Source organism: Haladaptatus salinisoli, assembly GCF_020614375.1.
Lineage (GTDB): Archaea > Halobacteriota > Halobacteria > Halobacteriales > Haladaptataceae > Haladaptatus > Haladaptatus salinisoli.
Genome location: NZ_CP085327.1, coordinates 1,763,232 through 1,787,615 on the forward strand (window position 1 = coordinate 1,763,232; position 24,384 = coordinate 1,787,615).

Annotated in this window: 26 protein-coding genes; 14 read left to right on the plus strand and 12 right to left on the minus strand. The window is 65.8% G+C overall.

Features of this window, described 5'->3' with window-relative positions:
- Positions 1-53 precede the first annotated feature (53 nt).
- From LIX00_RS09660 to LIX00_RS09670, 3 genes are all read left to right on the plus strand, one after another.
- Positions 54-1,499: an NCS2 family permease gene (locus LIX00_RS09660; RefSeq protein WP_227352982.1), complete on the plus strand. Its 1,446-nt coding sequence runs from the start codon at positions 54-56 to the stop codon at positions 1,497-1,499.
- Between the two features lie 121 nt (positions 1,500-1,620).
- Positions 1,621-1,869 carry a glutathione S-transferase N-terminal domain-containing protein gene (locus tag LIX00_RS09665; protein WP_227352983.1) on the plus strand — a complete coding sequence of 83 codons (249 nt, stop codon included), beginning with the start codon at positions 1,621-1,623 and terminating at the stop codon, positions 1,867-1,869.
- A gap of 236 nt (positions 1,870-2,105) precedes the next feature.
- On the plus strand, positions 2,106-2,327 hold the full coding sequence (locus LIX00_RS09670) for a hypothetical protein (protein ID WP_227352984.1): 222 nt from the start codon (positions 2,106-2,108) through the stop codon (positions 2,325-2,327).
- A gap of 36 nt (positions 2,328-2,363) precedes the next feature.
- On the opposite strand, the gene LIX00_RS09675 is transcribed toward LIX00_RS09670, so the two are convergent.
- A complete protein-coding gene (locus LIX00_RS09675; protein WP_227352985.1) occupies positions 2,364-3,311 on the minus strand; it encodes a transcriptional regulator in 948 nt (315 codons plus the stop codon).
- A gap of 146 nt (positions 3,312-3,457) precedes the next feature.
- On the opposite strand from LIX00_RS09675, the gene LIX00_RS09680 reads away from it, so the two are divergent.
- A complete protein-coding gene (locus tag LIX00_RS09680) occupies positions 3,458-4,747 on the plus strand; it encodes a tRNA(Ile)(2)-agmatinylcytidine synthase (RefSeq protein ID WP_227352986.1) in 1,290 nt (429 codons plus the stop codon).
- Positions 4,748-4,813: 66 nt separating this feature from the next.
- Here the strand turns inward: LIX00_RS09680 and LIX00_RS09685 are convergent, their stop codons facing one another.
- The 3 genes from LIX00_RS09685 to LIX00_RS09695 form a co-directional block, all read right to left on the minus strand.
- The gene (locus LIX00_RS09685) at positions 4,814-6,028 is read right to left on the minus strand and encodes a hypothetical protein (protein ID WP_227352987.1); all 1,215 of its coding nucleotides are present in this window, start codon (positions 6,026-6,028) and stop codon (positions 4,814-4,816) included.
- 88 nt (positions 6,029-6,116) lie between these two features.
- On the minus strand, positions 6,117-7,220 hold the full coding sequence (locus LIX00_RS09690) for a threonine synthase (protein ID WP_227352988.1): 1,104 nt from the start codon (positions 7,218-7,220) through the stop codon (positions 6,117-6,119).
- Positions 7,220-8,176, minus strand: coding sequence for a succinylglutamate desuccinylase/aspartoacylase family protein (locus LIX00_RS09695; RefSeq protein WP_227352989.1), 957 nt, complete (start codon positions 8,174-8,176; stop codon positions 7,220-7,222). The genes LIX00_RS09690 and LIX00_RS09695 overlap by 1 nt, the downstream gene beginning before the upstream one ends.
- A gap of 204 nt (positions 8,177-8,380) precedes the next feature.
- On the opposite strand from LIX00_RS09695, the gene LIX00_RS09700 reads away from it, so the two are divergent.
- Positions 8,381-8,770 carry a RidA family protein gene (locus LIX00_RS09700; RefSeq protein WP_227352990.1) on the plus strand — a complete coding sequence of 130 codons (390 nt, stop codon included), beginning with the start codon at positions 8,381-8,383 and terminating at the stop codon, positions 8,768-8,770.
- Between the two features lie 38 nt (positions 8,771-8,808).
- Positions 8,809-9,084 (plus strand): DUF7536 family protein, encoded by a 276-nt coding sequence (locus LIX00_RS09705; protein WP_227352991.1) that lies wholly within the window; start codon positions 8,809-8,811, stop codon positions 9,082-9,084.
- Here LIX00_RS09705 and LIX00_RS09710 read toward each other — a convergent pair.
- Both LIX00_RS09710 and LIX00_RS09715 read right to left on the minus strand, forming a co-directional pair.
- A complete protein-coding gene (locus LIX00_RS09710) occupies positions 9,081-10,289 on the minus strand; it encodes a potassium channel family protein (protein ID WP_227352992.1) in 1,209 nt (402 codons plus the stop codon). The two genes, LIX00_RS09705 and LIX00_RS09710, sit on opposite strands and share 4 nt — an antisense overlap.
- Positions 10,290-10,437: 148 nt before the next feature.
- Positions 10,438-10,608: a hypothetical protein gene (locus LIX00_RS09715; protein WP_227352993.1), complete on the minus strand. Its 171-nt coding sequence runs from the start codon at positions 10,606-10,608 to the stop codon at positions 10,438-10,440.
- A gap of 42 nt (positions 10,609-10,650) precedes the next feature.
- On the opposite strand from LIX00_RS09715, the gene citZ reads away from it, so the two are divergent.
- Complete coding sequence (gene citZ, locus LIX00_RS09720) at positions 10,651-11,790, plus strand: citrate synthase (RefSeq protein WP_227352994.1); 1,140 nt, start codon at positions 10,651-10,653, stop codon at positions 11,788-11,790.
- A gap of 63 nt (positions 11,791-11,853) precedes the next feature.
- Positions 11,854-12,948, plus strand: a complete 1,095-nt coding sequence (locus LIX00_RS09725; protein WP_227352995.1) for an AI-2E family transporter — start codon at positions 11,854-11,856, stop codon at positions 12,946-12,948.
- 57 nt (positions 12,949-13,005) lie between these two features.
- On the opposite strand, the gene LIX00_RS09730 is transcribed toward LIX00_RS09725, so the two are convergent.
- The 3 genes from LIX00_RS09730 to LIX00_RS09740 form a co-directional block, all read right to left on the minus strand.
- Positions 13,006-13,686, minus strand: a complete 681-nt coding sequence (locus tag LIX00_RS09730) for an alpha/beta hydrolase (RefSeq protein ID WP_227352996.1) — start codon at positions 13,684-13,686, stop codon at positions 13,006-13,008.
- Between the two features lie 55 nt (positions 13,687-13,741).
- The gene (locus tag LIX00_RS09735; RefSeq protein ID WP_368410743.1) at positions 13,742-15,049 is read right to left on the minus strand and encodes an MATE family efflux transporter; all 1,308 of its coding nucleotides are present in this window, start codon (positions 15,047-15,049) and stop codon (positions 13,742-13,744) included.
- Positions 15,050-15,175: 126 nt separating this feature from the next.
- A complete protein-coding gene (locus LIX00_RS09740; protein ID WP_227352998.1) occupies positions 15,176-15,973 on the minus strand; it encodes a hypothetical protein in 798 nt (265 codons plus the stop codon).
- A gap of 81 nt (positions 15,974-16,054) precedes the next feature.
- Here LIX00_RS09740 and LIX00_RS09745 point away from each other — a divergent pair, with 81 nt between their 5' ends.
- Positions 16,055-16,444 (plus strand): CopG family ribbon-helix-helix protein, encoded by a 390-nt coding sequence (locus LIX00_RS09745; protein ID WP_227352999.1) that lies wholly within the window; start codon positions 16,055-16,057, stop codon positions 16,442-16,444.
- Positions 16,445-16,447: 3 nt separating this feature from the next.
- Positions 16,448-16,837 (plus strand): gamma-glutamylcyclotransferase family protein, encoded by a 390-nt coding sequence (locus tag LIX00_RS09750; protein ID WP_227353000.1) that lies wholly within the window; start codon positions 16,448-16,450, stop codon positions 16,835-16,837.
- 188 nt (positions 16,838-17,025) lie between these two features.
- Here the strand turns inward: LIX00_RS09750 and LIX00_RS09755 are convergent, their stop codons facing one another.
- Positions 17,026-18,429: an MATE family efflux transporter gene (locus LIX00_RS09755; protein ID WP_227353001.1), complete on the minus strand. Its 1,404-nt coding sequence runs from the start codon at positions 18,427-18,429 to the stop codon at positions 17,026-17,028.
- Between the two features lie 159 nt (positions 18,430-18,588).
- On the minus strand, positions 18,589-18,882 hold the full coding sequence (locus tag LIX00_RS09760) for a DUF378 domain-containing protein (RefSeq protein ID WP_227353002.1): 294 nt from the start codon (positions 18,880-18,882) through the stop codon (positions 18,589-18,591).
- 207 nt (positions 18,883-19,089) lie between these two features.
- On the opposite strand from LIX00_RS09760, the gene lipA reads away from it, so the two are divergent.
- The 4 genes from lipA to LIX00_RS09780 all read left to right on the plus strand — a co-directional run bounded on the left by lipA (position 19,090) and on the right by LIX00_RS09780 (position 23,935).
- Entirely contained in the window at positions 19,090-20,028 is a 939-nt protein-coding gene (lipA, locus tag LIX00_RS09765; protein ID WP_227353003.1) for a lipoyl synthase, read from the plus strand.
- Positions 20,029-20,308: 280 nt separating this feature from the next.
- Entirely contained in the window at positions 20,309-21,418 is a 1,110-nt protein-coding gene (pdhA, locus tag LIX00_RS09770; protein ID WP_227353004.1) for a pyruvate dehydrogenase (acetyl-transferring) E1 component subunit alpha, read from the plus strand.
- A 2-nt stretch (positions 21,419-21,420) separates the two neighbouring features.
- Positions 21,421-22,416, plus strand: coding sequence for an alpha-ketoacid dehydrogenase subunit beta (locus tag LIX00_RS09775; RefSeq protein WP_227353005.1), 996 nt, complete (start codon positions 21,421-21,423; stop codon positions 22,414-22,416).
- A 1-nt stretch (position 22,417) separates the two neighbouring features.
- Entirely contained in the window at positions 22,418-23,935 is a 1,518-nt protein-coding gene (locus tag LIX00_RS09780; protein ID WP_227353006.1) for a dihydrolipoamide acetyltransferase family protein, read from the plus strand.
- A 50-nt stretch (positions 23,936-23,985) separates the two neighbouring features.
- Here the strand turns inward: LIX00_RS09780 and LIX00_RS09785 are convergent, their stop codons facing one another.
- Positions 23,986-24,342 carry a hypothetical protein gene (locus LIX00_RS09785; RefSeq protein ID WP_227353007.1) on the minus strand — a complete coding sequence of 119 codons (357 nt, stop codon included), beginning with the start codon at positions 24,340-24,342 and terminating at the stop codon, positions 23,986-23,988.
- Between the last annotated feature and the right edge of the window lie 42 nt (positions 24,343-24,384).

Genomic DNA, 24,384 nt, shown 5'->3' on the forward strand with positions numbered 1-24,384 from the left:
GATTCGATGAGAACAGTTAAGTACGTATTCGCGGTTATGCTCATTCGTGTACCATGGGGATTAACGACACCAGCGAGAAACCGGCGAACTCGGGTACGTTCGGCGCGCTCGGTGAGTACTTCGGCTTCGAGGAGCACGGGACGGACCTGCGGACGGAGATCATCGCGGGCGTGACGACGTTCCTGACGATGAGCTACATCGTCGTGGTCAACCCGGGAATCCTCGCAGACAGCCCGCAGGTTCCGATTCAGGACGGCATCCAACTGGCGAACTACTCCTACGGCGCGACGGTGTCGATGCTCGCCGTCGTAACCATCATCGCGGCCGCGGTTGCGACGCTGACGATGGCGTTCTACGCGAACCGGCCGTTCGCACAGGCGCCCGGACTCGGTCTGAACGCCTTCTTCGCGTTCACGGTCGTCGGCGCGCTCGGAATCTCGTGGCAAACCGCGTTGGCGGCGGTCGTCGTGGAAGGAATCGTCTTCATCGCGCTGACCGCGGTCGGCGCGCGAAAGTTCGTCATCCGCCTGTTTCCGGAACCGGTGAAGTTCGCCGTCGGTACCGGTATCGGCCTGTTCCTCGCCATCATCGGATTGGAAGCGATGAACGTCGTCGTCGCCGACCAAGCGACCTACGTCACCCTCGGTCCCGTCGCCTCCGACCCCGTCGCCATTCTCTCCGTCGTCGGCCTCTTTCTCACCTTCGCGCTCTACGCTCGCGGCATCCCGGGTTCCATCATCATCGGAATCGTGGCGACGACCGCGATGGGTTACGGCGCGGAGTGGCTGGGACTCGTGCAGGCGAACACGCTCACCCCGGCTCCGGTGAACGCGACGTACAACATCGCGCCGCTCGCGGGCGCGTTCATCTCGGGGCTCCAGAGCGTCGAGGCGTTCTCGTTCGCGCTCGTCGTCTTCACGTTCTTCTTCGTCGACTTCTTCGACACCGCCGGGACGCTCGTCGGCGTCGGGCAGATGGGCGGGTTCCTCAACGACGAGGGGAACCTCCCCGACATCGACAAACCGCTGATGGCGGACGCAGTCGGCACCACCGTCGGCGGCATGCTCGGCACCTCGACGGTGACGACGTACATCGAATCGGCGTCGGGCGTCGAGGAGGGCGGACGCACCGGCATGACGGCGCTCGTCGTCGGCGTCCTCTTTCTGATATCGCTGGCGTTCGTTCCCGTGGCCGCGGCGATTCCGCAGTACGCGTCGCACATCGCGCTGGTCGTCATCGGCGTCGTGATGCTCGGCAACGTGGTCGACATCGCGTGGGACGACATCACCAACACCGTTCCCGCCGGGCTGACGATTCTCATCATGCCCTTCACCTTCTCCATCGCCTACGGTATCGCCGCCGGCATCATCTCGTATCCCATCATGAAGCTCGCGGCCGGCGAACGGGACGACACCCGCCTCGGACACTGGGCGCTCGCGGCGGCGTTCGTTCTTTACTTCTTCGTCCGAACGAGCGGCGTCTTGGAAGGAAACGTCTGACGACGCGACTCCTTCGGGTCCGCTCACCGTCGAAGGACGACCGTACCTCCCCTATTTCGCCAATGCTCCGGATTCGTGCACCAACAACAAACTCTTAGTTCGCCCGTTCATACGTTCGCGCATGTCGAACCTCGAACTATACGAACTCGAAGGCTGCCCGTTCTGCGCGAAGGTGAAGCGAAAACTGGACGAACTCGGACTCGACTACGAATCCCACTTCGTCCCGCGCGCCCACGCGGAGCGCGACGAAGTGGAGGAAGTGAGCGGTCAGACCGGCGTTCCGGTGCTGGTCGACCCGGAACACGGCGTGGAGGGCATGGCCGAGAGCGACGATATCGTAAACTACCTCGAAGAAACGTACGGGCGTTAAAACTACTGCAAATATTAACGCGGAAGACTAACTAGAACGCCATCTATCGCACAGCTACGACGAAACGTCGGTAAGCGACGAATCGAGTACAGCGCGCAAAACGACCGTACCGACCGCCGAACGACGCGAAGCCACACCGTCTTCAACCTTGGTGCTATCGCTCCCCACGCGGGGATCGTCGTCACTTTTGCCGTCGGGCCGTCCGATTTACCACAGTCCCGCGCGTAGCGACGAGCATGACGACTCGACGCCAACTGCTCGGTGCGGTCGGACTGTTCGTCGGCGGCCTCTCCGGTTGCGCGCGATTCGGCGGAGGCGGCGAGGAGAGCGGCGGCGGCGAGGAGGGAGGCGGCGGCGAAGGCGGAGAAGGCGGAGAAGGCGGTGAGAACGGCGGAGGCGGCGAGGGCGGTGAAGGCGGCGAGGGCGGCGAAGATGGAGAGGGCGGTGGGGACGGATAGAACGGCGAGGAAGGAGGCGGAGGCCGAGTCGACGGATTACGCCTTCGCCCGCTCGCGAATCAGCTTCCGAAGTTCGTCGGGGTCGTCGATTCCTTCGACCTCCTCGCGTTCGACCAGCGCGGTGTCGTCGACGGTCTCGCGCCGCGCCGAATCCACGAAGTAAACCGAACGAGTCCGCGCGACGTGGCTGATGGAACTCATGATTCGAGCGCGCTTCTCGGCGGTGCGGTTGAACGCCGAGTGACTCGTCAGGACGCGGTCTTCCTGTTCGTCCTCGCTCACGGTCTTGAACGGCGCGCGGGTCGTCGGGTGCACCGTGAAGCCGACGCGGGTGAGCACGGTGAACATGTGCTGGTCGTCCGGTTCCGCCTCGGGTTCGTCCAGTTCGGCGTCCTCGACGACCTCCTCGGTTCCTTCGAGCACGTCCACCGGACTCGTCAGCTCGCGGTCGAACAGGTCCTCGAGTTCGATCGCCACGTCCACGCTGGCGTTCATACCGTCCTCGTACTTCGAGACGGTTCGGCGGGAGACGCCGAGTTCGGTGGCGAGCTGTCCGAGGCTCCACCCGCGCTCTTTGCGCTCGTCCTGCAGCACGTCGCCGTCGATGTTGACGTACAGACCGCCGGGCGCGGCGTACACCAGCGGCGGCACGCCTTCGACGAAGAGGTCGAGCGCCGTGTCCGGACTGAACACCGGGACGCCGTGGCGGAAGTACACCACGCCGGGTTCGAGGTCCTGGTTCCGCGAGCGCAGACCGATGACCATCGGCGTCGCTTCGAGGTAGGTGCCGAGCCGTCGCATCTCCACGCCGGTCTCGGCGTCGAACGCGTCGATGTTTCCGAGGATCTTCAACAGTAGCAGGTCGGAACCGCGCCGGGCCGCCACGTCGAAGCTCTTCGGTCGGATGGCACACCGGTCGCTAACCGCGAACCCCGCGTCGTCGAGCATCGCAGTCACGTTGCCGACCAGTGCTGACCGGGACATGGTGAGAGGTAAGTGATTCCGATATAAATACGTTTTGCCAGGACACCGGAGCGCAGTCTTGCGATTGCGGGGAACGGCCGCGGTAGATTCATATACCGGAACGGCGCTCCGAAAGTCGTTAATTCGCCACGCGGTAATCCTCCGACGTGACGGTCATCGGTCTCGACGACACCGACTCCCGCGAACGCGGGATGTGTACGACCTACCTCGCCGCGTGCATCGCGGAGCGCGTTCGAGGGGGAGGAGGCGACGTGGAGCGACTGCTCCTCGTCCGCCTCAACCCCGCGGTGAAGCACAAGACGCGGGGGAACGCCGCGCTCGCGATTCACACCGACCTCGACCCGGAGCGGGCGTTCGAACTCGCCCGCGACGAACTCGAAGCCGCCGCGGAGACGGGCGACCCGAAGACGAACCCCGGACTCGTGGTCGCGCCGCACGCCCCCGACGAGGCACCCGACGAAGTCGCCGCGTTCGCCCGCGCCGCGGTTCGAGAGCACTGCTCCCGCGAGGACGCCGAGCGACGCATCGAATCGGCGAACTACCGCCACGCGGGGTGGAAGAACGCCCGCGGGAAAATCGGCGCGCTGGCGGCGGTGGGCAGTTGGGTGGCCTTCTCGGAGTGGACCTACGAGCGCATCTCCTACCGCGAATCAGAGCGGTGGGGGACGCCCCGCGAAGTGGACGCGGAGTCGGTGTTCGTGGCCGCTGACGACGCCTACCCGGCGATCTGGGACACGGTCGACCGCGGAACCGGCGGGGCGGTCTGCGTCCCGCGCACGCCCTGTCCCATCCTGCACGGGATCCGCGGCGACGACCCGGACGCGGTGCGGCGAGTCGCCGACCGAATCGACGGCGAACCCGTCGCGCGAACCGCGCTGTTCGTGACGAACCAGGGCACCGACGCCCACCTCCGGGACGCCGACCTCGGGGAGGTGGCGGGCGGCGTCGGAGCGGAGGCGGAGGGGCGCGCCTACCGGGTCGCCGGCACCGTCGCGTCGGAACCGGAGACGCGGCGCGGCGGCCACGTCTTCTTCGACCTGGCGGACGAGGGGAGCGAACTGCGCTGTGCCGCCTTCGAACCGACGAAGCGGTTTCGGAACCGCGTCAGGAACCTCCGGCCCGGCGACCGAATCGCGGTCTGCGGCGAGGTCTCTCGAGGAACCCTCAAACTGGAGAAGTTCGCGGTCTGCGACCTCGATACGACCGAACTCGCCACCCCGAACTGCCCGGACTGCGGACGGTCGATGAAGAGCGCGGGGGCCGGGCAGGGCTATCGCTGCCGAGACTGCGGGACGCGGGCGGAGGGAAAAATCGAGCGAGAGGTCGAACGCGAACTGGAACCGGGATGGTACGAGGTTCCCCCCGAGGCGCGCAGACACATCGCGAAACCCCTCGTTCGGGGCGGGTTCGACGCGCCGACGCATCCGGAGCGGTAGCCGAACGGTCGCGAAGTAGCGGCGTTAAGCGAACACCTCGGACGGTTCTCGAATCGTCGGCGAGGTTCAGGCCGTCCACGTTCCGTCGCCGTACATGTGGTACTTGTACGTATCGTCGCCGTACCAGTGGTCGTCCCTGAAGAGCCAATCGGTCGTGTAGGAGTAGTTCGCCGTGGTCGTCCCGTCCGCCGGGTCGATTCGGTAGCCGGGGTAGGCGTTGAACGTCGTCTCCGAGACGTTCTCGCCGAACTTCAGGTCGAACTTGTGCGTGGCCTTCTCCGCGACGAGGTCGATGGTCTCCTCGATGTTCGTGTGCGAGTGGGTCGTCGACCAGCCCCAACCGAGGTTCGTGCCGACCTCAGGGCCGGTGGCCGAGACGCCGACGTTGACGCCGACGCTGAACGAACTGCTGCTCGATCCGCTCGTGGACGGCGGCCCGTGTTTCGCCAGTTCGTCCTCGAAGTCGACCGTTCGCAGGACGTAGTCGTTCATCCAATCCGAGCGGCCGAGCGCCTTGCCCGGCGTCATGCTTAGTTTGGTCTTCCACGAGAAGTAATCGCGGTTCGGGTCGGTCTCGTCGGCGGCCTTCGCGCACCAGACGAACTTCTCGATCTGCCCGTGTTCGTTCAGGTCCTTCTCCTCGTGACTCCGACCGAGACAGTCCCAGCCGCTCTCGGCGTCGGGACAGGTGTACGCCGTCGTCGCGCCGCTCGTTGTTGGATCGCTCGTCGAACCGCCGAGTTCGAACGTCCGGTCGATCCGGGAGAGGACGTAGCGCTGCGACGGGCTGTCGGTTCGGTACTGGTACGTGTCGACGGCGTCGCCGCGCGGCCACGCGACCGCGACGGAGGCGGAGGCGTTTCGGTCGTACTCGACGCCGAAGCTCGCCGAGAGGTCGGCGGGTTTTTCGAGCGCGGACGACTTCGACGCGTCCGCGACCTTCGAGGGACGCACGTCGTACAACAGGGAGACGAGCGCGTCGTCGGCACCCGCTCCGACGAACGAGATCGGCGCGCCGCGTTTCAGCGCGCCCACGAGTCGCCCGCGCGGAATCGACGTGTCCGAGGACAGGAGCAGCGCGTCGGCGGCGGCGGGACTCTCGACGCGGTTCGCTCCGGCGGGCAGGTCGAGACCGACACCCGATTCGAGGAAGACGCGTCGTCCGACGAGACTCCGTCCTCGGTCGGGTCGTTTCGCGCCCGCCGGAACCGCGAGCGCGGCCGCTCCCGCCGCGACACCTTTTAATACTCTCCGTCGAGTATTTGAATCTCCGTTATTCATACTCGAAATAAAACTTTCTTCCGCGAAATAAATCTATCCCTTGTCGTAGTGGAAGTATGGGACGGTGAGCGCGAAAACGTGGAGCGGGCTACGATTTCAGTCCGTGACCCGTGAGCGGGACGACCACGTCCGCGTCCTCGTCGAGAACGCCGCGCTCGCGGTACGCCGACAACCCGGCGACCGCCACGGCGCTCGTCGGTTCGACGTAGAAGCCCGTCCGGTGGAGTCGGTCGAGCGCCTCTCGGGTCGCCTCCGCGTCCAGCGCGACGGCGTCGCCGTCGGTCCCCTCGATGGCGTCCGTAATCTGGTCCCGGCGGGCGGGATGGGCGATCTGGATGCCGTCCGCCACGTCGTTTCGTCCGTCGTCGATGTCGCCCTCGTCGGCGTCGTGTCGTTCGTCGGCGATGGGTGCGACGCCCTCGGCCTGCACGCCGAGCAGTCGCGGCACGTCGTCCGTCCACCCCGCGTCGAGCAGGGCGCGAAAACCCCGGTACGCGCCGAGAAAGAGGGTGCCGTGGCCGAGCGGGCAGACGACGGCGTCCGGCACCGACCAGTCGCGCTGGGCGGCCAGTTCCAGCGCGAAGGTCATCGTGCCCGCGAAGAAGGCCGGGTTCCACGCGTGGCTGGCGTACCAACCCTCGCCCGCTTCCACCGCGTCGACGCAGGCCTCGGTCACGTCTCGCCTGCTCCCTTCGACGCGAACCGGGGTCGCGCCGGCGCGCTCGATGGCGGCGAGTTTCGATTCCTTCGCGTCCGCCGGAACGTAGATTTCCGCGTCGATACCCGCCCGCGCGGCGTACTGGGCGATGGCCGCGCCCGCGTTGCCCGAGGAGTCTTCGAGCACCGTCTCGACGCCGAGTTCGGCGGCGCGGGAGAGGGTCGTGGTCGCGCCGCGGTCCTTGAAACTACCCGAGGGGAAGACGCAGTCGAGTTTGAACTGAGCGTTCCAGTCGTCCGCGTCCACAAGCGGGGTGAAGCCCTCGCCGAGCGTCACGACCCGCCGAACGGGGAGGAACTCCGAGAAGGCCCAGAGACCGTCTCGGGTGTCGATTTCGCCGAAATCGGGAGCGGGGCGGTCGGGGAGCGGTCGCTTGGCGAAATCGAGGGGGTGGCCGCACTCGCACCGCCACGGTTCGTCTGGGCCGGCGGGGTACTCGCGCCCGCAGGCCGAACAGGAGAGGTCGGCGGACATCAGTACCGGTCGACGTCGGTTCCGACCGAGCAGACGTACTCGCCCGTGGCGACCTGCGGCAGGCGGCGGGAGCGCCAGAGGATGCCGGTTCTGTCGGCGGTGACCTCGGCCTTGAGTTTGCCGAACACGTCGGTGACCTCGAAGAGCACGTCGCCCGCGTCCACCTCGTCGCCGAGGTCTCGTCGGAAGGTGACGAGACCGCCGCTCGGCGCGCCGTAGCGGTCGAATCCGGTCGCCCGCGTCTGGGGTTCGAGTTCCACGTCGCCGTCGAGGAAGCCGTAGTGGCGCAGGACGTTGAACACGCCGTCGACGCCGTACTGGATGCTCTCTTCGTCCCAGCCGACGCAGCCGCCGAGTTCGGGGTCGATGGTCGGAATTCCCTCGTCGGGGGCGGTGCGGGCGAGTTGTCCGTCCGGTCCCTTCTGGTCGAGCACGTACCCGCAGCCGAACACCTTGGCGAGTTCGAGGCACTCGTCGTGGAGGCGGTGGCGCGGGCCGCAGCGCACGCGAGCCTCGTTCAACATTCGGCTCGTGGAGCCCTGGTGCAGGTCGAGCGCGAGGTCGGCCCGCGACGTGATTTCGTAGGTGGCCGCCGCGATTCGCTCGCTCGACGTTCCCGACTCGTTGCCGGGGTACGTGCGGTTCATCTTCGTGTCGTCGATGGGATTACGGTGTTCCGCGACCTGGAACGCGTGGTAGTTGACGATGCCGACGATGAGAATCGTTCCCGATAGCTTCTCGGGCGCGAGTTGCGGGACGACGCGCTTTACGACGCCGAGACCGTTGAGTTCGTCGCCGTCGCTGACGGCCTGGATGTACAGCGTTTTCCCCTCTCTCGCACCGTTCACGACGGCGACGGGGAGGCCGAACTGGCTCCCGTCGCGGGTCTCACCCACCGGGAGGCGGCCCGTATCGACCTCCCCGGGAGCCGCACTCGCCGTTCCGAGCGTTGTCATTACCGATACACCGTTTCCGAACACCCTTAGCAGTTCGGTATTCCCGTTATGGCGTCCCATCGGAGCGTGCGGAATCGGTGAAACGACTCGCTCGTGGTGACCGCGGTCCAACCGGCTGGAACCGCGTCGTTCGTCATCTCCGGACGCGAGTTAGAGGCCGACGCCCGACCGCGGTTTTTTCGTCCCCGTCATCGTGTACCGAACGTGAACCGAGAGAACGTCTCAAGCGGAACGGAGTGGGAGTCGCGCGTCGGCTACTCGCGGGCGGTTCGAGTCGGGAACGAAGTTCGCGTCTCCGGGACGACGGCCACCAACGAAGACGGGACCGTCGTCGGCGTCGGGGACGCCTACGCGCAGACGAAGCGAACGCTCGAAAACGTCGAATCGGCGCTCGAAGAGGCGGGCGCACGTCTCGACGACGTGGTTCGGACGCGGATGTACGTGACCGACATCGGGAACTGGGAACCGGTCGGCGAGGCCCACGCGGAGTTCTTCGGCGACGTGCGACCCGCCACGAGCATGGTCGAGGTGAGCGGGCTCATCGCGCCCGAGATGCTGATCGAAATCGAAGCCGACGCCGTCGTTTCGGACTGACCGACGCATCTTTTATCCGAGCGCGCCAACCGCCGGGCGTGCAAGAGGAGATTCCCGAGCGACCGGCGACCGCGAAGCTCATCGAGGCGCTCAACGTCCGCCGAAACGCCGCGATCGGCTTCGCCGTGAGCATCGCGCTCACCGTACTCGTGTACGTCTACCGCGTCGTAATCGTCGGCGAGGTCCCCGGACAGGCCGGAACGCCGGTGTACTACCTCGCGCTCGGGTTCGTGCTGGCGATATCGCTCGGCGCGCTGCTGACGGCGGTGTTGACGTTCGTCTCGGCGCGGCGGATCGCGCGCGAACTCGACTAGTCCTCCGCACCGGCTCCGCCGGCCAACTCTGCGAGGCGCTCCGCGCCGGACCGGGTTCCTTTCGCCAGTAGCACGTCTGAAGCGTTAATTTCCGTGGCCGGGCCGGGGGAGATGACCCAGTCGTCCGGCGGTCTGCGAACCGCGATGACCCGCATCCCCGTCTCGGTTTCGACCCGTTCCTCGCCGAGCGTCGTCCCGTCGAAGGCGCTCCCCCGCGCGACGGTGACGCGAACGATGACCTCGTCGCTCTCCTGTACCGCCTGCTCGACGACCGGGTGGGTGCCGAGGCCGTGAAGGACGCCTTCGCTGATTTCGACCGCGGCGTCGCTGATGACCTCCGTGCTGTTGGCGAGGTGAACGAGACCGCGCAGGGAGACGGGGTCGTCAACGTGGCTCGCCGCCTGGAGCGTCCACGCCTCGAAGCGCGACTGGAGCGCGTCCACCTCGGCTTCGAGTTCCACCACTTCCTCCGCCACCTCCTCGCTGTCGAAGAGGACGCTCCCGTAGGCGAGGTCGACCGCGAGTTCGCTCATGTTCTTCATCAGCACGATGGAGTCCACCGCGCGTTCGAGGTCGGTGTCGCCCGCCTCGGGCGGGTCGGGGGGGGCGTAGCGCTCGCCGGTCGCTCGCTCGTACACGTTCGCGATGCCCTCGTCCGGGCCGCGAAGGAGGAGTCTGTCGTCCGCCCGGAGGTCGGTGTTCCTGTCGGGGTTCGGAATCCAATCGCCGCCGCGGTGGATGGCGATGATGCGGACGCCCGTCTCGGTTTCGAGGTTCAGCGCGCCGAGCGTCTGCCCCGCGAGCGAGGAGGTTTCGACCACCGACGCGCGAACGAGGGTTTCGATGGCCTCGGGGAGCGTCGCCCGCATCGCCGACGGGAGACCGATGTCCTCCAAGACGACCTTGGCGATGTCGCCCGCGGCGTCGCTTATCTTCTCGGCGGCCCCGACGACGCCCAGCACGGGCGCGAGTTCCTCCGCGTCCTCCGGACTTCTCGCGGCCATGAGCAGGCTCATCCGGGCCTGTAATTCGAGCACGTCCATCTTGCGTTCGAGCGCAAGCACCTCGGTGGCGATGTCGTCGCTCCCGTGGAGCACGGCGGAAAAGGAGAGGTCGATGAGCAGTTCGGCGGTGTCTTTCATCTCCGCCAACACCTCCTTCACGCTCCGCGGTTCGTACTCCACCTCGCCGCTCGCGGGTTCCATACGCCGACGTTGGTCGTTCTCTCGTAAAAACGTTCGCAGAACCGGGGAGTCGACCGCAGGGAGACGGCTCCGTCCCTCGGTTCCGCTACCGACGAACGAAAACCGCGGTTTCGACTCGGGTAGAACGCCGACGATCCTCACGCGAAAATTACACGCCGACCCGAAGGTCGTCTACCACCTCGCGCCGAGTTCCGTCGAACGCGCGGAATGAAACTGAGCGACCGAGGGGGACTGCTGCCCCGTTCGGTAGAACCGCGACCATCGACGAAAGGGCGACGGCGACGGGGCCGCCCCCAACCAGTCCCGGCAGAACGACCACGAAAGATAATCCTTTTCGGGGTTGGCCGAGAACTGTCACGGTATGTCAGACGAGGTCAAACGAGGCCTAGAGGGCGTGGTAGTCGCTGAGTCCGAACTGAGCCACATCGACGGCGACGTGGGCAAACTCGTCTACCGAGGGTACACCATCGAAGACCTCGCGCGCGGGGCGAGCTACGAGGAGGTGCTGTACCTGCTCTGGCACGGCGAGCTTCCGACCCGCGACGAACTGGAGTCCTTCACCGAGGCGATGGCCGACGAACGCGCGGTGGACGACGGCGTCATGGCGACCGTGCGCGAACTCGCCGAATCGGACTCGAACCCGATGGGCGCGCTCCGCACCGCCGTCTCGATGCTGGCGACCTACGACCCGGACGACTCCGAGACGGACCCGGAAGACCGCGAGGCGAACCTCCGGAAGGGTCGGCGCATCACCGCGAAGATTCCGACCATCCTCGCCGCGTTCGCCCGCATCCGGGACGGCTCCGACCCGGTCGAGCCTCGAACCGACCTCGGACACGCCGCGAACTTCCTCTACATGCTCAACGACGAGGAACCCGACGACGTGACCGCGGACGTGTTCGACCAGGCGCTCGTCCTGCACGCCGACCACGGCCTGAACGCCTCGACGTTCTCGGCGATGGTCACCTCGAGCACGCTCTCCGACCTCCACAGCGCGGTCACCAGCGCCATCGGAACGCTCGCGGGACCGCTCCACGGCGGCGCGAACGCGAACGTCATGAAGATGCTCAAGGAGATCGACGACAGCGACCGCGACCCCGTCGAGTGGGTCGACAACGCCCTCGACGAGGGACGACGCGTCGCCGGGTTCGGCCACCGCGTCTACGACGTGAAGGACCCGCGCGCGAAGATACTCGGCGAGCGGAGCGAGGAACTGGGCGAGGCCGCGGGCGACACCAAGTGGTACGAGATGAGCGTCGCAATCGAGGACTACATACAAGAGCAGAAGGGACTCGCCCCCAACGTGGACTTCTACTCCGCCACCACCTACTACCAGATGGGCATCCCCATCGACATCTTCACGCCCATCTTCGCGCTCTCGCGAGTCGGCGGCTGGGTCGCCCACGTGCTGGAGCAGTACGAGGATAATCGACTCATCCGGCCGCGCGCGAAGTACGTCGGGAACGAGGACATGGAGTTCGTGCCCATCGACGAGCGGTAACGAGGGGCAATCGAACGCTCGCCTGCAAGGTAACTTTTGGTCGTTCGCGCCGTGCACTCGACCATGATGGCTTCTTCGGGACTGCGCAGCGATAGAATCGCGTGGGGAGCGGTCGGCGTACTCCTCACGCTCCTCGTCGCGTACACGCTGTACACATACCTCGGCGCGGTCGTGTTCGGCGTGTTCCTCTACTACGCGAACAGGCCGGTTCATCGCCGAATCGAGCGACGAATCGGCCATCCGATACTCAGCACGACGGCGACGCTGCTTTTCTTCTCGGTGCCGATACTGCTGGTCGTGGGGTACGCGGGCCTCGTGGGGGTGCAGGAGCTAAACCAGTATCTCACGTCGCACTCGCTCGGCCCGCTTCGGTCGGCGCTGAACCGGTATCTCCCGGGGAAGAGCCTCACGAACTGGGGGCGAATGCTGAGCGTGCTCGCGTCGAACCCGCAACGACTGCTCTCGGGGAACGTCGTGAGCCTGCTCCAGCGGGCGCTGGGACGAATCACGACCGTCGCGGCGTTCATCTTCAGCGTGCTCTCGCACCTGTTCGTGATGTTCCTCTTCGCGTACTACCTCCTCAAGCACGACGACGCCATCGCCGACTGGTTTCGGCGCAGTTTCGACTATCACGGCACCACCGTCGCGTTCGGCGAGCGCGTCGACGACCAACTGGAGACGATATTCTTCGGTAACCTCATCACCATCGTGTTGACCTCGATCATCGCCACCGCCACCTACTACGGCCTGAACCGCCTCGTCGGGTCGACCATCGTCGCCTACCCCGTGTTGCTCGGGATACTCACGGGCATCTTCACCCTGATTCCCGTCGTCGGGATGAAACTGCTGTACGTCCCCTACACCGCGGCTCTGCTCGTCGCCGCGTTCCGAAACCCGGGGGTTCCCCTCTGGTATCCCGCGCTCTACTTCGTCGTGACGCTGGTCGTCGTGGACACCATCCCCGACTTCTTCATCCGCTCGTACGTCTCGGCCGGCAGCATCAGCATGGCGCTGATCCTGTTCGCGTACGTCCTCGGCTCCATCGCGTTCGGCTGGTACGGGCTGTTTCTCGGCCCGATAATCCTCGTTCTGTTCTACAACTTCGCCCGCCTCGTCTTCCCGCAGTTGGTCAGCGGCGAGTCGATTCGACCGGAGTGAGCCGAGTCGGTCGAACGACGAAACGCAGGGTCGCCGCCCCGCCGCGACGGGGGGCGTTCACGGCGACTTTTCGCCGAGGAGGTCGTCCAACATCGCGTCGACGTGGTCGATTTCCTCTTGGACGACCCCGTGGCCCATCCCCTCGAATATCCGCTCGGTCACGTCGGCGTCGAGTTCGCCGAGCACGTCCCTCGTCTCGTGCACCCGCTCGACCGGGATGTGGGGGTCGACGTCGCTACAGCCGAGGTAGACGGGCGTTCCGCCGAGCGACCCGTCGTAGTCGCGGGGGGTCCCGTCGGGGCCGATGAGACCGCCGCTGAACCCGGCGACGCCGCCGTACCGCCGCGCGTTCCGCGCGACGAACTCGGTCGTCAGGCACGCCCCCTGCGAGAAGCCGAGCAGGAACGCTCGTTCGGACGAAATCCCGGCCGCGTCGAGGTCGTCCACCACCGCGCCGAGCAGGGCCAGCGCGGACGAGAGGTACGGTTCGTTCGATTCCATCGGCGCGAGAAACGACTGCGGATACCACGTGTTTCTGGTGGCCTGCGGCGCGACGTACGCGACGTTCGGGCGTTGGAACTCGTTCGCCAGTTCGAGGATGCTCTCCGCCGTCGCGCCCCGACCGTGCGTCAGGACCATCGCGGCGTCGGCCTCGTCGAGCGTCGCGCCCGCCGTCGCGACGGGTTGGCCCGAGTGCGGCCCGTCGATTCCGTCAGTGGTGAAGTTGGCGTCCGACATCGGCTCGATAGTCGCGCTCGTCGTCCGTATTCTTTCCGTCGGCGCGGCGCGTTCGTCACGTCTCGACGCCCCCGCGCTCTTCCATCATCGCCGCGGCGCGCGACGTCCAGCCACCCCGGTAGAATCCCGCTCCGACCACCGACATCGACCAGACGTAGTGGAGCAAGATTCCCGCGTAGACGCCGACGACGCCGTACCCCAGCCGAACGCCGACCAGCCACGAGAAGCCGACCATGAAGAGGAACATTCCGGAGACGCGGGCGAAAAACGGCGTCGTCGTGTCGCTGCCGCCCTGCAGCGAGCCCGCGAGGACGACGAACGTGACGAGGAACGGCGCGGCCAGTCCGTACACGCGGGCGAAGTCCGCGGCGTACCGCAGGGTCTCCGGGGAGGAGGTGAACAGCCTGACGAGCGGTTCCGCGGCGAGAAAGAGCGCTCCGCCGATGCCGCCGACCGTCAGGAGTCCGAGCGCGGCGGTCGCCCAGCCCTCGAATCGCGCCCGCTCGGGGTCGCCGTCGCCGAGCGCCTGCCCGACCACGACGCTCGACGCCACGCTGTACCCCCGCGAGAGCGGGCCGGTCACCTGCTGGTACACCCGGCGGCCGATCTGGTAGGCCGCGTTGACCTCCGTTCCGAACGCGAGCAGGATGGCGTTGAAGGGGAACTCCGCGACGGTCGCCGCGAACCCCTCGGCGATCCGCGGCGCGCTGACGACGAGCAACTGCTTCGTGATGATTCGATTTCGCGGCCGCGCGAAGGAGGCCCGCGTCCAACCGCCGTAAATCGCCAGCAGGAGCGCCGTCGCGGTGAACAGGTTGCCGCCCGCGGTTGCGACGCCGGCCCCGACGATTCCCAAATCCGGAAACGGACCCGCGCCGAGGCCGAGCGCCACGGTGCCGCCGATGTTGAGGAGGTTGGAGACGACGTTGACGTACATCGGCGTCCGGGTGTCGCCGGTTCCTTGCAGGGAGCGCGCGGCGACCAGCGCGACGTGTCGGGCGGGCGCGGTGAGGAAGATGACGGTGAGGTAGGTGCCGCCCATCTCCGCGACGGGTTCGGACGCGCCGAGGACGGAAATCGCGGACTCTGCGAACAGGAGACCGAAGAGGACGAAGGGAAGTCCCGCGAGCGCGCCGACGAGGATGGCCTGCGTGACGGCCTCGTCGCGGTTGGCCGTCGCGCCGCGTCCGGTGTCCTGACTGGAGAGCGCGATGGCACCGCCGCCGAGACCGAGGCCGATGCGGAGCGGGAGGCGCGCGTAGAGATCCGCGAGACCGATGGCGGCGACGGCGGCGGGCGATATCAGTCCGACGACGATGATGTCGGTCGTCCGCATCAGCGTCCGGAGCACCTGCTCGGCCATCACGGGCCACGAGAGACCGACGACTCGTCGCCAGACCGCGACCACTCGCTCGCGAAGCGTCACGCGACGCGGTTCTTTCCGACGGGGTTTGGCTGTACCGGAACGGGCAACCCCCACGAGCGCGGATCAGAGCAGGCCGAGGACGAAACCCGCACCCATCAGAATCAGCACCGCCGCCGAGAACGCCGGGAGGTGCTCGGCGTAGCGCTCGACCCGTTCCCCCGACCGCTCGTAGCCCGCGATGAGCAGGAGCGTCAGTCCCACGATGCCGACGATGACCGTCAGCGCGTAGACGACCATCAGCTCGAGACAGTGGTTCGTCGTGCTGCAGATGGCGATTATCTCGAACTCCTCCTCGTGGGCGAAGCCGAGCACGAAGGCGAATCCCGCGATTCCCCACAGACCGCGGTCGGTCGCGTCCTCCGCCGACCTGTGGGAGTGACCGCCGACGAACGGAAGCGCCCGCTTCGCCTTCCCGAGCAAACCGTCCCCGTCGCCGCGGTGGTCGTGCGAGTGAGCGTGTCCGTGGTGGTCGTGCTCGTCGTGTGAGTGGTCGTGCGAATGCCCGCTTCCGTGGGAATGGGAGTGACCGTGGAAGTACTCGCGAACCCCGAGCAGAATCAGCACGACGCCCGCCACGACGCTCACCGGACCGCCGATCTGAACTCCGCCGACCGTCAGCGGCTCGTTCACCCGCGCGAGGTCGAAGTACTTCTTCGCCCAGAAGAACGCGAACACCATCGCGACGCTGCTTATCAGGTGTCCGACGCCGAGCACGAAGCCCGCCGCGAGGCCGGAGAGCCACTTGTTCGTCCGGTCGAGCGCGTACGAAGCGGCGACCGGCCACCCGTGCCCCGGTTCGACGCCGTGTACGAAGCCGAGCGCGACCGTTCCCAACAGCACTCCGAGTTCGACGTTCCACATCCGGTCGGAGTTACAGACCACCGACGCATACCGGTTGTTATTACCGAATTGCTGAAGGGGTAATATCTCGAACCGATGGTCATGCGAACGAGTCTCAGCGTCCCCGACGACGTGCTCTCGGCGTTCGACGAGACGTGGCGAGCGCAGGGGTTGGAATCGCGCTCTCGGGCCGTGCGCGAGGCGATGTCCGAGTACACCGAAGCCCACTCCCGGTTCGAGGACGTGTCGGGCGACATCGCCGCGGTGCTCGCGTTCGATTACGAACACGGGTCGGTCGTCGGCGACCTCCACGCCATCCAGCACGAGTTTCACGAGGTCATCAACACGACCAGTCACGTTCACCACGACGACTGGTGTCTCGAAACGGTGTTCTGTCGCGGCCCGGCGGAGCGAGTCCGCGAACTCGCCTACCGGCTCAGGGATTTCGACGCCGTCGGGCGCGTGAAGGTGCTCTCGATTCGGCCGAGGTGACCGATGCGGGTGTTCGTCTACGGAACTCTCACGGACCCGAACCGCGTCGCGTCCGTGGTCGAGACGTTCGAGTTCGTCGGCGACGCGGTGCTCTCGGGACTGCATCGCGTCGACGGTCGCTATCCGACGCTCGCACCGGGCGGCGAGACGGACGGTCGACTCCTCGAAACCGACGACGTCGCCGCGCTCGATGCGTACGAGGGCGTCGAATACGGACTGTACGTCCGGGTCGCGGTTCCGACGGCGGAGGGAGGCGAAGCGGAAGTGTACGTCGGAGACGCGAACCGTCTCGGCGTCGCCGAGTCCGTATCGTGGCCCGGCGGCGGAACGCTCGAACGGCGCGTTCGTCGGTTCGTCGACGACCGAGACGTCCGCGTTCGGGTGACCGAATGATTTATGTGTGACGTGCGTCAGACTCCGGCGTCTGCCTTCCGTCTGACGGAGGGATTTTGGCGGCGCCTGCTATCGGTTTTCACTTTCACTCCAGCCCCCGTGGCTTTAAGTACCCCGGAGTGCACTTTCCGGACGCGGTCACACGCTCCGCGCTCCCATTCTTTCCCCTTTGGCCGGCGAGTGGAGACTCAGTCCGCGGGATTCGTCGCGGCCTCGACGGCGCGCTCCAGCATCCCGTTGTTCGACGTGTAGTAGTAGTACGCGCCGGCACCGACCGCTGCGACGCAATTCGAAATCGTGACCGCCCAGAACACGGTGTGGACGCCGCGGTCGAGCCACAGAACGCCGAGGGCGGCGACGGGAAGCCTGATGGCCCAGTACTTCATCATATCCGCGATCATGGTCGTCTTGGTGCGGCGAGCACCGTTGAATCCGGCGTTGAAGAGGTACATCGCACCGATACCCCAGTAACCGTAGGCGAGTATCCTGAGATAGTCGATGGTGAGCGCGAGACCGTCCTCGCTGATGTCGGGGACGAAGATGTTCGTCAGCAGTTCGGGGATGAGCCACTGGACGACTCCGACGATGGAGAGACCGACGGCAGCGATGGCGACGCCGACCCACGTCGCCCTACTCGCCCGTAGCGGGTTGTCGGCACCGATGTTCTGGCCGATGACGCTCTGTGCCGCCTGTGCGAGGCCGCTGGCGGGGATGAAAGCGACGCTCGCGATTCGCGCGCCGACCGTGTACGCCGCGACGGCGGCGGTGCCACCGGCGGCGGCGACGATGCCGATGATGAGAACGCGAACCGACTGGCCGGCGAGGCGCTGGCCGAGCATGGGAAGTCCGATATCGACGAGTTCGCGGTAGTCGCCCATCCGGAACGTCATCGAGTTCCGCGTGAGCGTGTACCCGTCCCGGCCACGAAGCATCATTCCGAGCGCGAGAAGCGACGAGATACCGTATCCGAGGATGGTGGCGAGAGCGGCACCGGCGATTTGGAGTCCGTCGAATCCGGGAATCAAGTAACCGAAGATGAGAAACGGATCGAGGATGATGTTGACGGCGACCGCGACGACGTTGATGTAGAGGGCGGCCCGCGAATCGCCCCATCCGATGAACCCCATCTCGATGGTATCGCCCACGCCTATTATCGGCAGTCCGAACGCGTACGTCGTCAGATAGACGATGGTGAGCGACGTGACCGCGGGGGTCGCACCGAACAGGGAGATGACGTTGGGTGCGAAGAGGAACACGAGGCCGAGGAGGACGAGGCCCATGACGAACGCCAACGTGATGCCGTGGAACGCCGCGCGGCGAGCACCCGCCTCGTCGTCCGCTCCGACGCGCTGGGAGACGAGCACCTGCGTCCCGACGAGCGGAATCATGAAAACGGCGAACAGAATGGCGGTGAGGGGGAAACTCAACCCGACCGCGGCGACCGCGTCCTCGCCGAGACGACCGACCCAGAACGTATCGACGACTTGTTGGGCGACTTGTACGAAGTTCTGTAAGACGAGGGGGGCGGCGAGGAGTACGAGGGCTCGTATTAACGACCCGTCGGTGATTTCGTCCCGTGATAGCTCGGGCATGGTTTTCAGCTATACAAATCATGAAATCCTGATGGTATTTATAAGTATTGTAGGGAGGATATGACAATGGACGTCACCATGAAATAAGGAATTAAACGGTTTAATCGGAGAAATGTGGGATATTCATCGATTGAGTTAAAACGGTGTGTGAAGAATACTCTACTCCGTCTGCTGCGGGGCTCGTTGACGCGTCCGCCGGCTCGCGCGACCGATCTTGTAGCTGGTGTAGATGAAATACAGACCCGCGAGGCCGACGAGCACGTAGATGAGGTACGTGACCGTCAGGGCGACGTCGGGGAGAAACAGCAGTCCCATCGCCTGCTGGACGACGTTCAGCGGTTCTCCGATCAATCCCGTCAGTCCGACGATGCCCCAGTTGAGCGCGCCGACCACGACCAGGAGAATGCTGAACCAGTCCAACCCGTTCGTGTTCATGCCGTCGTTCGTCCTCATACGGTCGTCCGTGGCCATGTCGAACCGATAGGCGAGTGACTGCCATTGTTATTGGCTACTTGCTCCGCGACCGGAGCGGGTACCCCCGGATTTCCGATCGACAACAGCGGGATACGCGCGGCCGTCGAGTCACAATGGCGGTGAGAACGGGGCGAGTCTCCCTCGAATACCCTATCCTTTTGTCGCGGTAGCCCCAAGCCGTTACCAATGAGTGGGCGGCGCAAGCCAAACTGGCTGAAGATGCGGCCTCCGTCGGGACAGGAGTTCACGGGAATCAAGCAGACGCTCCGGGAGCACGACCTTCACACCGTCTGCGAGGAGGCCAACTGTCCGAATCTCGGCGAGTGCTGGAGCGGACGAGGCGAGGACGGCGGGGGGACGGCCACCTTCATGCTGATGGGCCACCAGTGTACGCGCAGTTGCGGCTTCTGCGACGTGGACACCGGCGGCGGTGAACCGCTCGACCCGGACGAACCAACGAACGTGGCGAGCGCCATCGCGGAAATCGGCCTCGATTACGTGGTTCTCACGTCGGTCGACCGCGACGACCTCGAGGGACAAGGCGCGGGCCACTTCGCGCAGACGATTCGAGAGATAAAGAAGCGCCACCCCGGCATCCTCGTGGAAGTGCTGATTCCGGACTTTCAGGGCGAAGAACGTCTCGTCCGGAAGATAATCGACGCCGAACCGGACGTCATCGCACACAACGTCGAGACGGTCGAACGGCTCCAGCGTCCCGTCCGCGACCCCCGAGCGGGCTACGAACAGAGCCTCGGCGTTCTCGAACAGGTCGAGCGCGAGTCGGACATCTACACGAAGACCAGTCTGATGCTCGGCCTCGGGGAGTACGACCACGAAGTGTACCAGACGCTCTCGGACCTCCGGGAGACCGACGTGGACATCGTCACGCTCGGCCAGTATCTCCAGCCGTCGCGCACCCACCTCGACGTCGAGGCGTACGTCCATCCCGCGAAGTTCGAGACGTGGCGACAGGTCGCCGAGGACGAACTCGGCTTCCTCTACTGCGCCAGCGGCCCGATGGTTCGGTCGTCGTACAAGGCGGGTGAGCTGTTCGTCGACGCCATTCTCCGGGACGGGAAGACGGTGGAGCAAGCGAGGCGGGAAGCTCGGAGAGCCTCCGTGTGAGTGAGCGGGCGGAACGACCCGCGAGGCGGGAATTGCGCTGTTTCTTGTCAATGAAATCGCCAATCGATGCACAACGTTGTTCATCGGCTCTCAAGACCGTACGAGTATGTCCATCGACAGACCGGTATTCGGCCGGCAATTTTATAATTGGAAATTCTATCGGCGTTTGCGGGACAAACCCACAAAAATGGCATGTGGAGCGGTTTCTATGGGAAGTTAATTACGAAAACCCTATAGTGTGCGCGAGAGTTTTTTCGCGCATGTCAGGATGGGTTCGACCGTGAGCATCGTACACCGAGACCCCCAGGAGCGAGTACAGATACTGGACGAAGACGGAACGGTGCTGGACGGTGCAGAGGTGCCGAACCTCTCCGACGAGGAACTGGTGGACATGTACCACCAGATGCGTCTCGCCCGCCACTTCGACGAGCGGGCGGTTAGCCTCCAGCGCCAGGGTCGAATGGGAACGTACCCCCCGCTCTCCGGGCAGGAAGGCGCGCAAATCGGGAGCGTCTACGCGCTCGACGACGACGACTGGATGTTCCCGAGCTATCGCGAGCACGGCGCGGCGCTCGTCCGCGGCCTCTCGCTCAAACAGACCATGCTATACTGGATGGGCCACGAGGCGGGCAACGAGATCCCCGCGGACTCGAACATCTTCACCGTCGCGGTGCCCATCGCGACGCAGGTGCTTCACGCGACCGGCGCGGCGTGGGCGTCGCGCCTGAAGGGCGAGGAGAGAGCGTTCCTCTGTTACTTCGGCGACGGGGCGACCAGCGAGGGCGACTTCCACGAAGGGATGAACTTCGCGGGCGTCTTCGACGCGCCCGCCGTCTTCTTCTGTAACAACAACCAGTGGGCGATATCGGTGCCGCGCGAGCGCCAGACCGCCTCCGAGACCATCGCGCAGAAAGCCCAGGCCTACGGCTTCGAGGGCGTGCAGGTCGACGGGATGGACCCGCTCGCGGTGTACAAGGTGACGAAAGAATCCGTGAACAAGGCCAAAAACCCCGGCGAGGACGAGCTACGTCCGACGCTCATCGAGGCGGTGCAGTACCGCTTCGGCGCGCACACCACCGCCGACGACCCGACCGTCTACCGCGACGACGACGAAGTCCAGCGGTGGAAACGCAAGGACCCGATTCCGCGGATGGAGGCGTTCCTGCGGAACACGGGACGGCTCGACGACGAGTCGGTGGACGCCATCGGGGAGGACGTCAAAGAACAGGTCGCGGACGCCATCGACGAGGCTGAGTCGGTCGAGCGACCCGACCCCGATGAGATATTCAAGCACGTGTACGCGGACATGCCGCGGCGACTGCGCGAACAACGCGAGTGGTTCGAACGCATCCGCGAACAGTACGGGGACGACGCACTTCTGGAGGAGTAACTATGAGTCAGGCAACTACCGAATCGGAAAATCTCACGCTCGTGCAGGCAGTCCGCGACGGACTGTACACTGAAATGCAGCAGGACGACGACGTCGTCGTCATGGGCGAGGACGTCGGCAAGAACGGCGGCGTGTTCCGCGCGACCGAAGGCCTCTACGACGAGTTCGGCGACGACCGCGTCATCGACACGCCGCTGGCGGAGTCCGGCATCGTCGGCACCGCGATAGGCATGGCCGCCTACGGTCTGAAGCCCGTGCCCGAAATCCAGTTCATGGGCTTCATCTACCCGGCGTTCGACCAGATCGTCTCGCACGCGGCCCGTCTGCGTACGCGCTCGCGCGGCCGGTACACCTGTCCGATGGTAATCCGCGCGCCCTACGGCGGCGGCATCCGCGCGCCGGAACACCACTCCGAATCGACGGAGGCGTTCTTCGCGCACCAGCCCGGTCTCAAGGTCGTCATCCCGAGTACGCCGTACGATACGAAGGGACTGCTCACGTCGGCGATTCGAGACCCCGACCCGGTCGTCTTCCTCGAACCGAAGCTCATCTACCGCGCGTTCCGCGGCGACGTGCCGACCGAGTCCTACGAGGTTCCCATCGGGGAGGCCGCGGTGCGCAGGGAAGGCGAGGACATCTCGGTGTTCACGTGGGGTGCGATGACCCGCCCGACGATGGAGGCCGCCGAGCAGTTGGAGGGCGAAATCGACGTTGAGGTCGTCGACCTTCGAACCGTCTCGCCGCTCGACACGGACGCCATCGTCGAGTCGTTCAAGAAGACCGGACGCGCGGCGGTCGTCCACGAAGCCCCGAAGTCGGGCGGTCTCGCCGGCGAAATCGCGGCGACGATTCAGGAAGAAGCCCTGCTGTACCAGGAAGCGCCCGTCGAGCGCATCACCGGCTTCGACACGCCGTTCCCGCTGTACAGCCTCGAGGACTACTACCTGCCCGAACCGGCACGCATCAAGGAGGGCATCCGCGACGCGGTGAACTTCTAACATGGTACGCGAATTCAAACTTCCGGACGTCGGCGAGGGCGTCGCCGAGGGCGAACTCGTCAGTTGGCTGGTCGAGGAGGGCGACGCGGTCAGCGAGGACCAGCCGGTCGCAGAAGTCGAGACGGACAAAGCCATCGTGGAGGTTCCCTCGCCCGTGAACGGGACGGTTCGCGAGCTGCGAGCCGAAGAGGGCGAGGTCGTTCCCGTCGGGAACGTCATCATCACGTTCGACGTGGAAGGCGAGGAAGCGGACGAACCGACCACCGAGAGCGCCGAATCCGAAGCGCCGACCGAATCCCAAGAGGAGGTCGCCGAGGAGCCGGACGTCTCCGAGGAGACGACGACGCCGGAGGGTCGCGTGTTCGCGGCCCCGAGCGCGAGGCGACTCGCGCGCGAACTCGGCGTGGACATCGGCGAAGTCGAGGGCACCGGTCCGAGCGGTCGCGTGACGGAACGGGACGTGCGGACGGCGGCGGACTCGGGCGAGTCTGACGAATCGGACGAATCGACGGAGAGCGCCCGAGACCGCGACGAGGCGCTCGCCGAAGCCGAGGAGCCGATGGGCGGCGCGCAGCCGACGCGGGAGCAGGGCGCACAGCCCACGACCGAGGGCGCGACCGCCGACCGCGACCGGACGCTGGCCGCGCCCGCGACCCGGCGACTCGCCGACGAGCAGGGCGTCGACCTCAACGCGGTGCCCGCCACCGAGGAGCGCGACGGCGAGGCGTTCGTCACGCCCGAAGCCGTGATGGAGTACGCCGAGGCCCAGCAGCGGGCGCAGGCCGCCGACGCCGCCGAAATCGCGGCGGGCGAGACCGGCCCGCGCGAAGAGCGCGTCCCCTACCGCGGCATCCGGCGCACCATCGGCAAGCAGATGGAGCGCTCGAAGTTCACCGCGCCGCACGTCACCCACCACGACACCGTCGAAGTGTCGGAACTGGTCGAAACGCGCGCCGAGTTGAAGGAGGTCGCGGAGGACCGGGGCATCAAGCTGACCTACATGCCCTTCGTGCTGAAGGCCATCGTGGCGGCGCTGAAAGACTACCCGTACCTCAACGCGTCGCTGGACGAGGAGAACGAGGAAATCGTCCTCAAGAACTACTACAACATCGGCATCGCGGTCGCCACTGACGACGGGCTGATGGTGCCGGTCGTGAAGAACGTCGACCAGAAGGATATGCTCCAGCTATCCTCGGAGATGAACGAGTTGGTCGAGAAGGCCCGCGACCGCACCATCTCGCGCGAGGAGATGCAGGACGGCACGTTCACCATCACGAACTTCGGAGCCATCGGCGGCGAGTACGCGACGCCCATCATCAACTACCCAGAGGTCGGCATCTTCGGACTCGGGTCGCTGGAGAAGCGACCGGTCGTCGTGGACGACGAGGTCGAAGCGCGCCCCACGCTCCCCATCTCGGTGTCCATCGACCACCGAATCGTCGACGGCGCTATCGTCGCGGCGTTCGCCAATCAGGTGCTCGAATATCTGCGGAACCCGAAACTGCTCCTGCTGGAGTAGTCGGGAGCCGTCGAGGTTCTGATTTTCTCGATTCGTAGCGCGAAATCGTCTCACGGCGAGTCGCCGCGCTCGTGTTCGAACGCGACTCCGGCGGCGAAACCGAACGCGGCGAGACCGTAGCCGAGCACCACCACGGCGAGGTTCGGCTTCGAGCCGACGCCCATCAACAGCCCGAAACAGGCGAACGTCGAGACGCCGGCGAACGCGCCGCTGGCCCACTTCGGACCGTCGGTGCTTCGAAGAATCGAACCGTACCGAAGGGCGACCGCCGCGCCGACGACGTACACTTGTGCGATACCGACGAGCAGAATCGCCGATTCGGTCGTCTGCGGTTCGAAGAAAGTCACGCTGGCGGTCACGACCGCACCGACGACGACGGCGACGGAGTACCGGAGAGAACGGTTCATGATTTCGGTTGTTGTAAACCGAACGTAGTGTTTTCCCTCGGC

Bases quoted from the DNA above. Each gene is read 5' to 3' on its own strand.
- LIX00_RS09660 (WP_227352982.1), top strand. From the start codon at position 54: ATGGGGATTAACGACACCAGCGAGAAACCGGCGAACTCGGGTACGTTC.
- LIX00_RS09665 (WP_227352983.1), top strand. From the start codon at position 1,621: ATGTCGAACCTCGAACTATACGAACTCGAAGGCTGCCCGTTCTGCGCG.
- LIX00_RS09670 (WP_227352984.1), top strand. From the start codon at position 2,106: ATGACGACTCGACGCCAACTGCTCGGTGCGGTCGGACTGTTCGTCGGC.
- LIX00_RS09675 (WP_227352985.1), bottom strand. From the start codon at position 3,311: ATGTCCCGGTCAGCACTGGTCGGCAACGTGACTGCGATGCTCGACGAC.
- LIX00_RS09685 (WP_227352987.1), bottom strand. From the start codon at position 6,028: ATGAATAACGGAGATTCAAATACTCGACGGAGAGTATTAAAAGGTGTC.
- LIX00_RS09690 (WP_227352988.1), bottom strand. From the start codon at position 7,220: ATGTCCGCCGACCTCTCCTGTTCGGCCTGCGGGCGCGAGTACCCCGCC.
- LIX00_RS09695 (WP_227352989.1), bottom strand. From the start codon at position 8,176: ATGACAACGCTCGGAACGGCGAGTGCGGCTCCCGGGGAGGTCGATACG.
- LIX00_RS09710 (WP_227352992.1), bottom strand. From the start codon at position 10,289: ATGGAACCCGCGAGCGGCGAGGTGGAGTACGAACCGCGGAGCGTGAAG.
- citZ (WP_227352994.1), top strand. From the start codon at position 10,651: ATGTCAGACGAGGTCAAACGAGGCCTAGAGGGCGTGGTAGTCGCTGAG.
- LIX00_RS09725 (WP_227352995.1), top strand. From the start codon at position 11,854: ATGATGGCTTCTTCGGGACTGCGCAGCGATAGAATCGCGTGGGGAGCG.
- LIX00_RS09730 (WP_227352996.1), bottom strand. From the start codon at position 13,686: ATGTCGGACGCCAACTTCACCACTGACGGAATCGACGGGCCGCACTCG.
- LIX00_RS09735 (WP_368410743.1), bottom strand. From the start codon at position 15,049: ATGGCCGAGCAGGTGCTCCGGACGCTGATGCGGACGACCGACATCATC.
- LIX00_RS09740 (WP_227352998.1), bottom strand. From the start codon at position 15,973: ATGTGGAACGTCGAACTCGGAGTGCTGTTGGGAACGGTCGCGCTCGGC.
- LIX00_RS09745 (WP_227352999.1), top strand. From the start codon at position 16,055: ATGCGAACGAGTCTCAGCGTCCCCGACGACGTGCTCTCGGCGTTCGAC.
- LIX00_RS09750 (WP_227353000.1), top strand. From the start codon at position 16,448: ATGCGGGTGTTCGTCTACGGAACTCTCACGGACCCGAACCGCGTCGCG.
- LIX00_RS09755 (WP_227353001.1), bottom strand. From the start codon at position 18,429: ATGCCCGAGCTATCACGGGACGAAATCACCGACGGGTCGTTAATACGA.
- LIX00_RS09760 (WP_227353002.1), bottom strand. From the start codon at position 18,882: ATGAGGACGAACGACGGCATGAACACGAACGGGTTGGACTGGTTCAGC.
- lipA (WP_227353003.1), top strand. From the start codon at position 19,090: ATGAGTGGGCGGCGCAAGCCAAACTGGCTGAAGATGCGGCCTCCGTCG.
- LIX00_RS09775 (WP_227353005.1), top strand. From the start codon at position 21,421: ATGAGTCAGGCAACTACCGAATCGGAAAATCTCACGCTCGTGCAGGCA.
- LIX00_RS09780 (WP_227353006.1), top strand. From the start codon at position 22,418: ATGGTACGCGAATTCAAACTTCCGGACGTCGGCGAGGGCGTCGCCGAG.
- LIX00_RS09785 (WP_227353007.1), bottom strand. From the start codon at position 24,342: ATGAACCGTTCTCTCCGGTACTCCGTCGCCGTCGTCGTCGGTGCGGTC.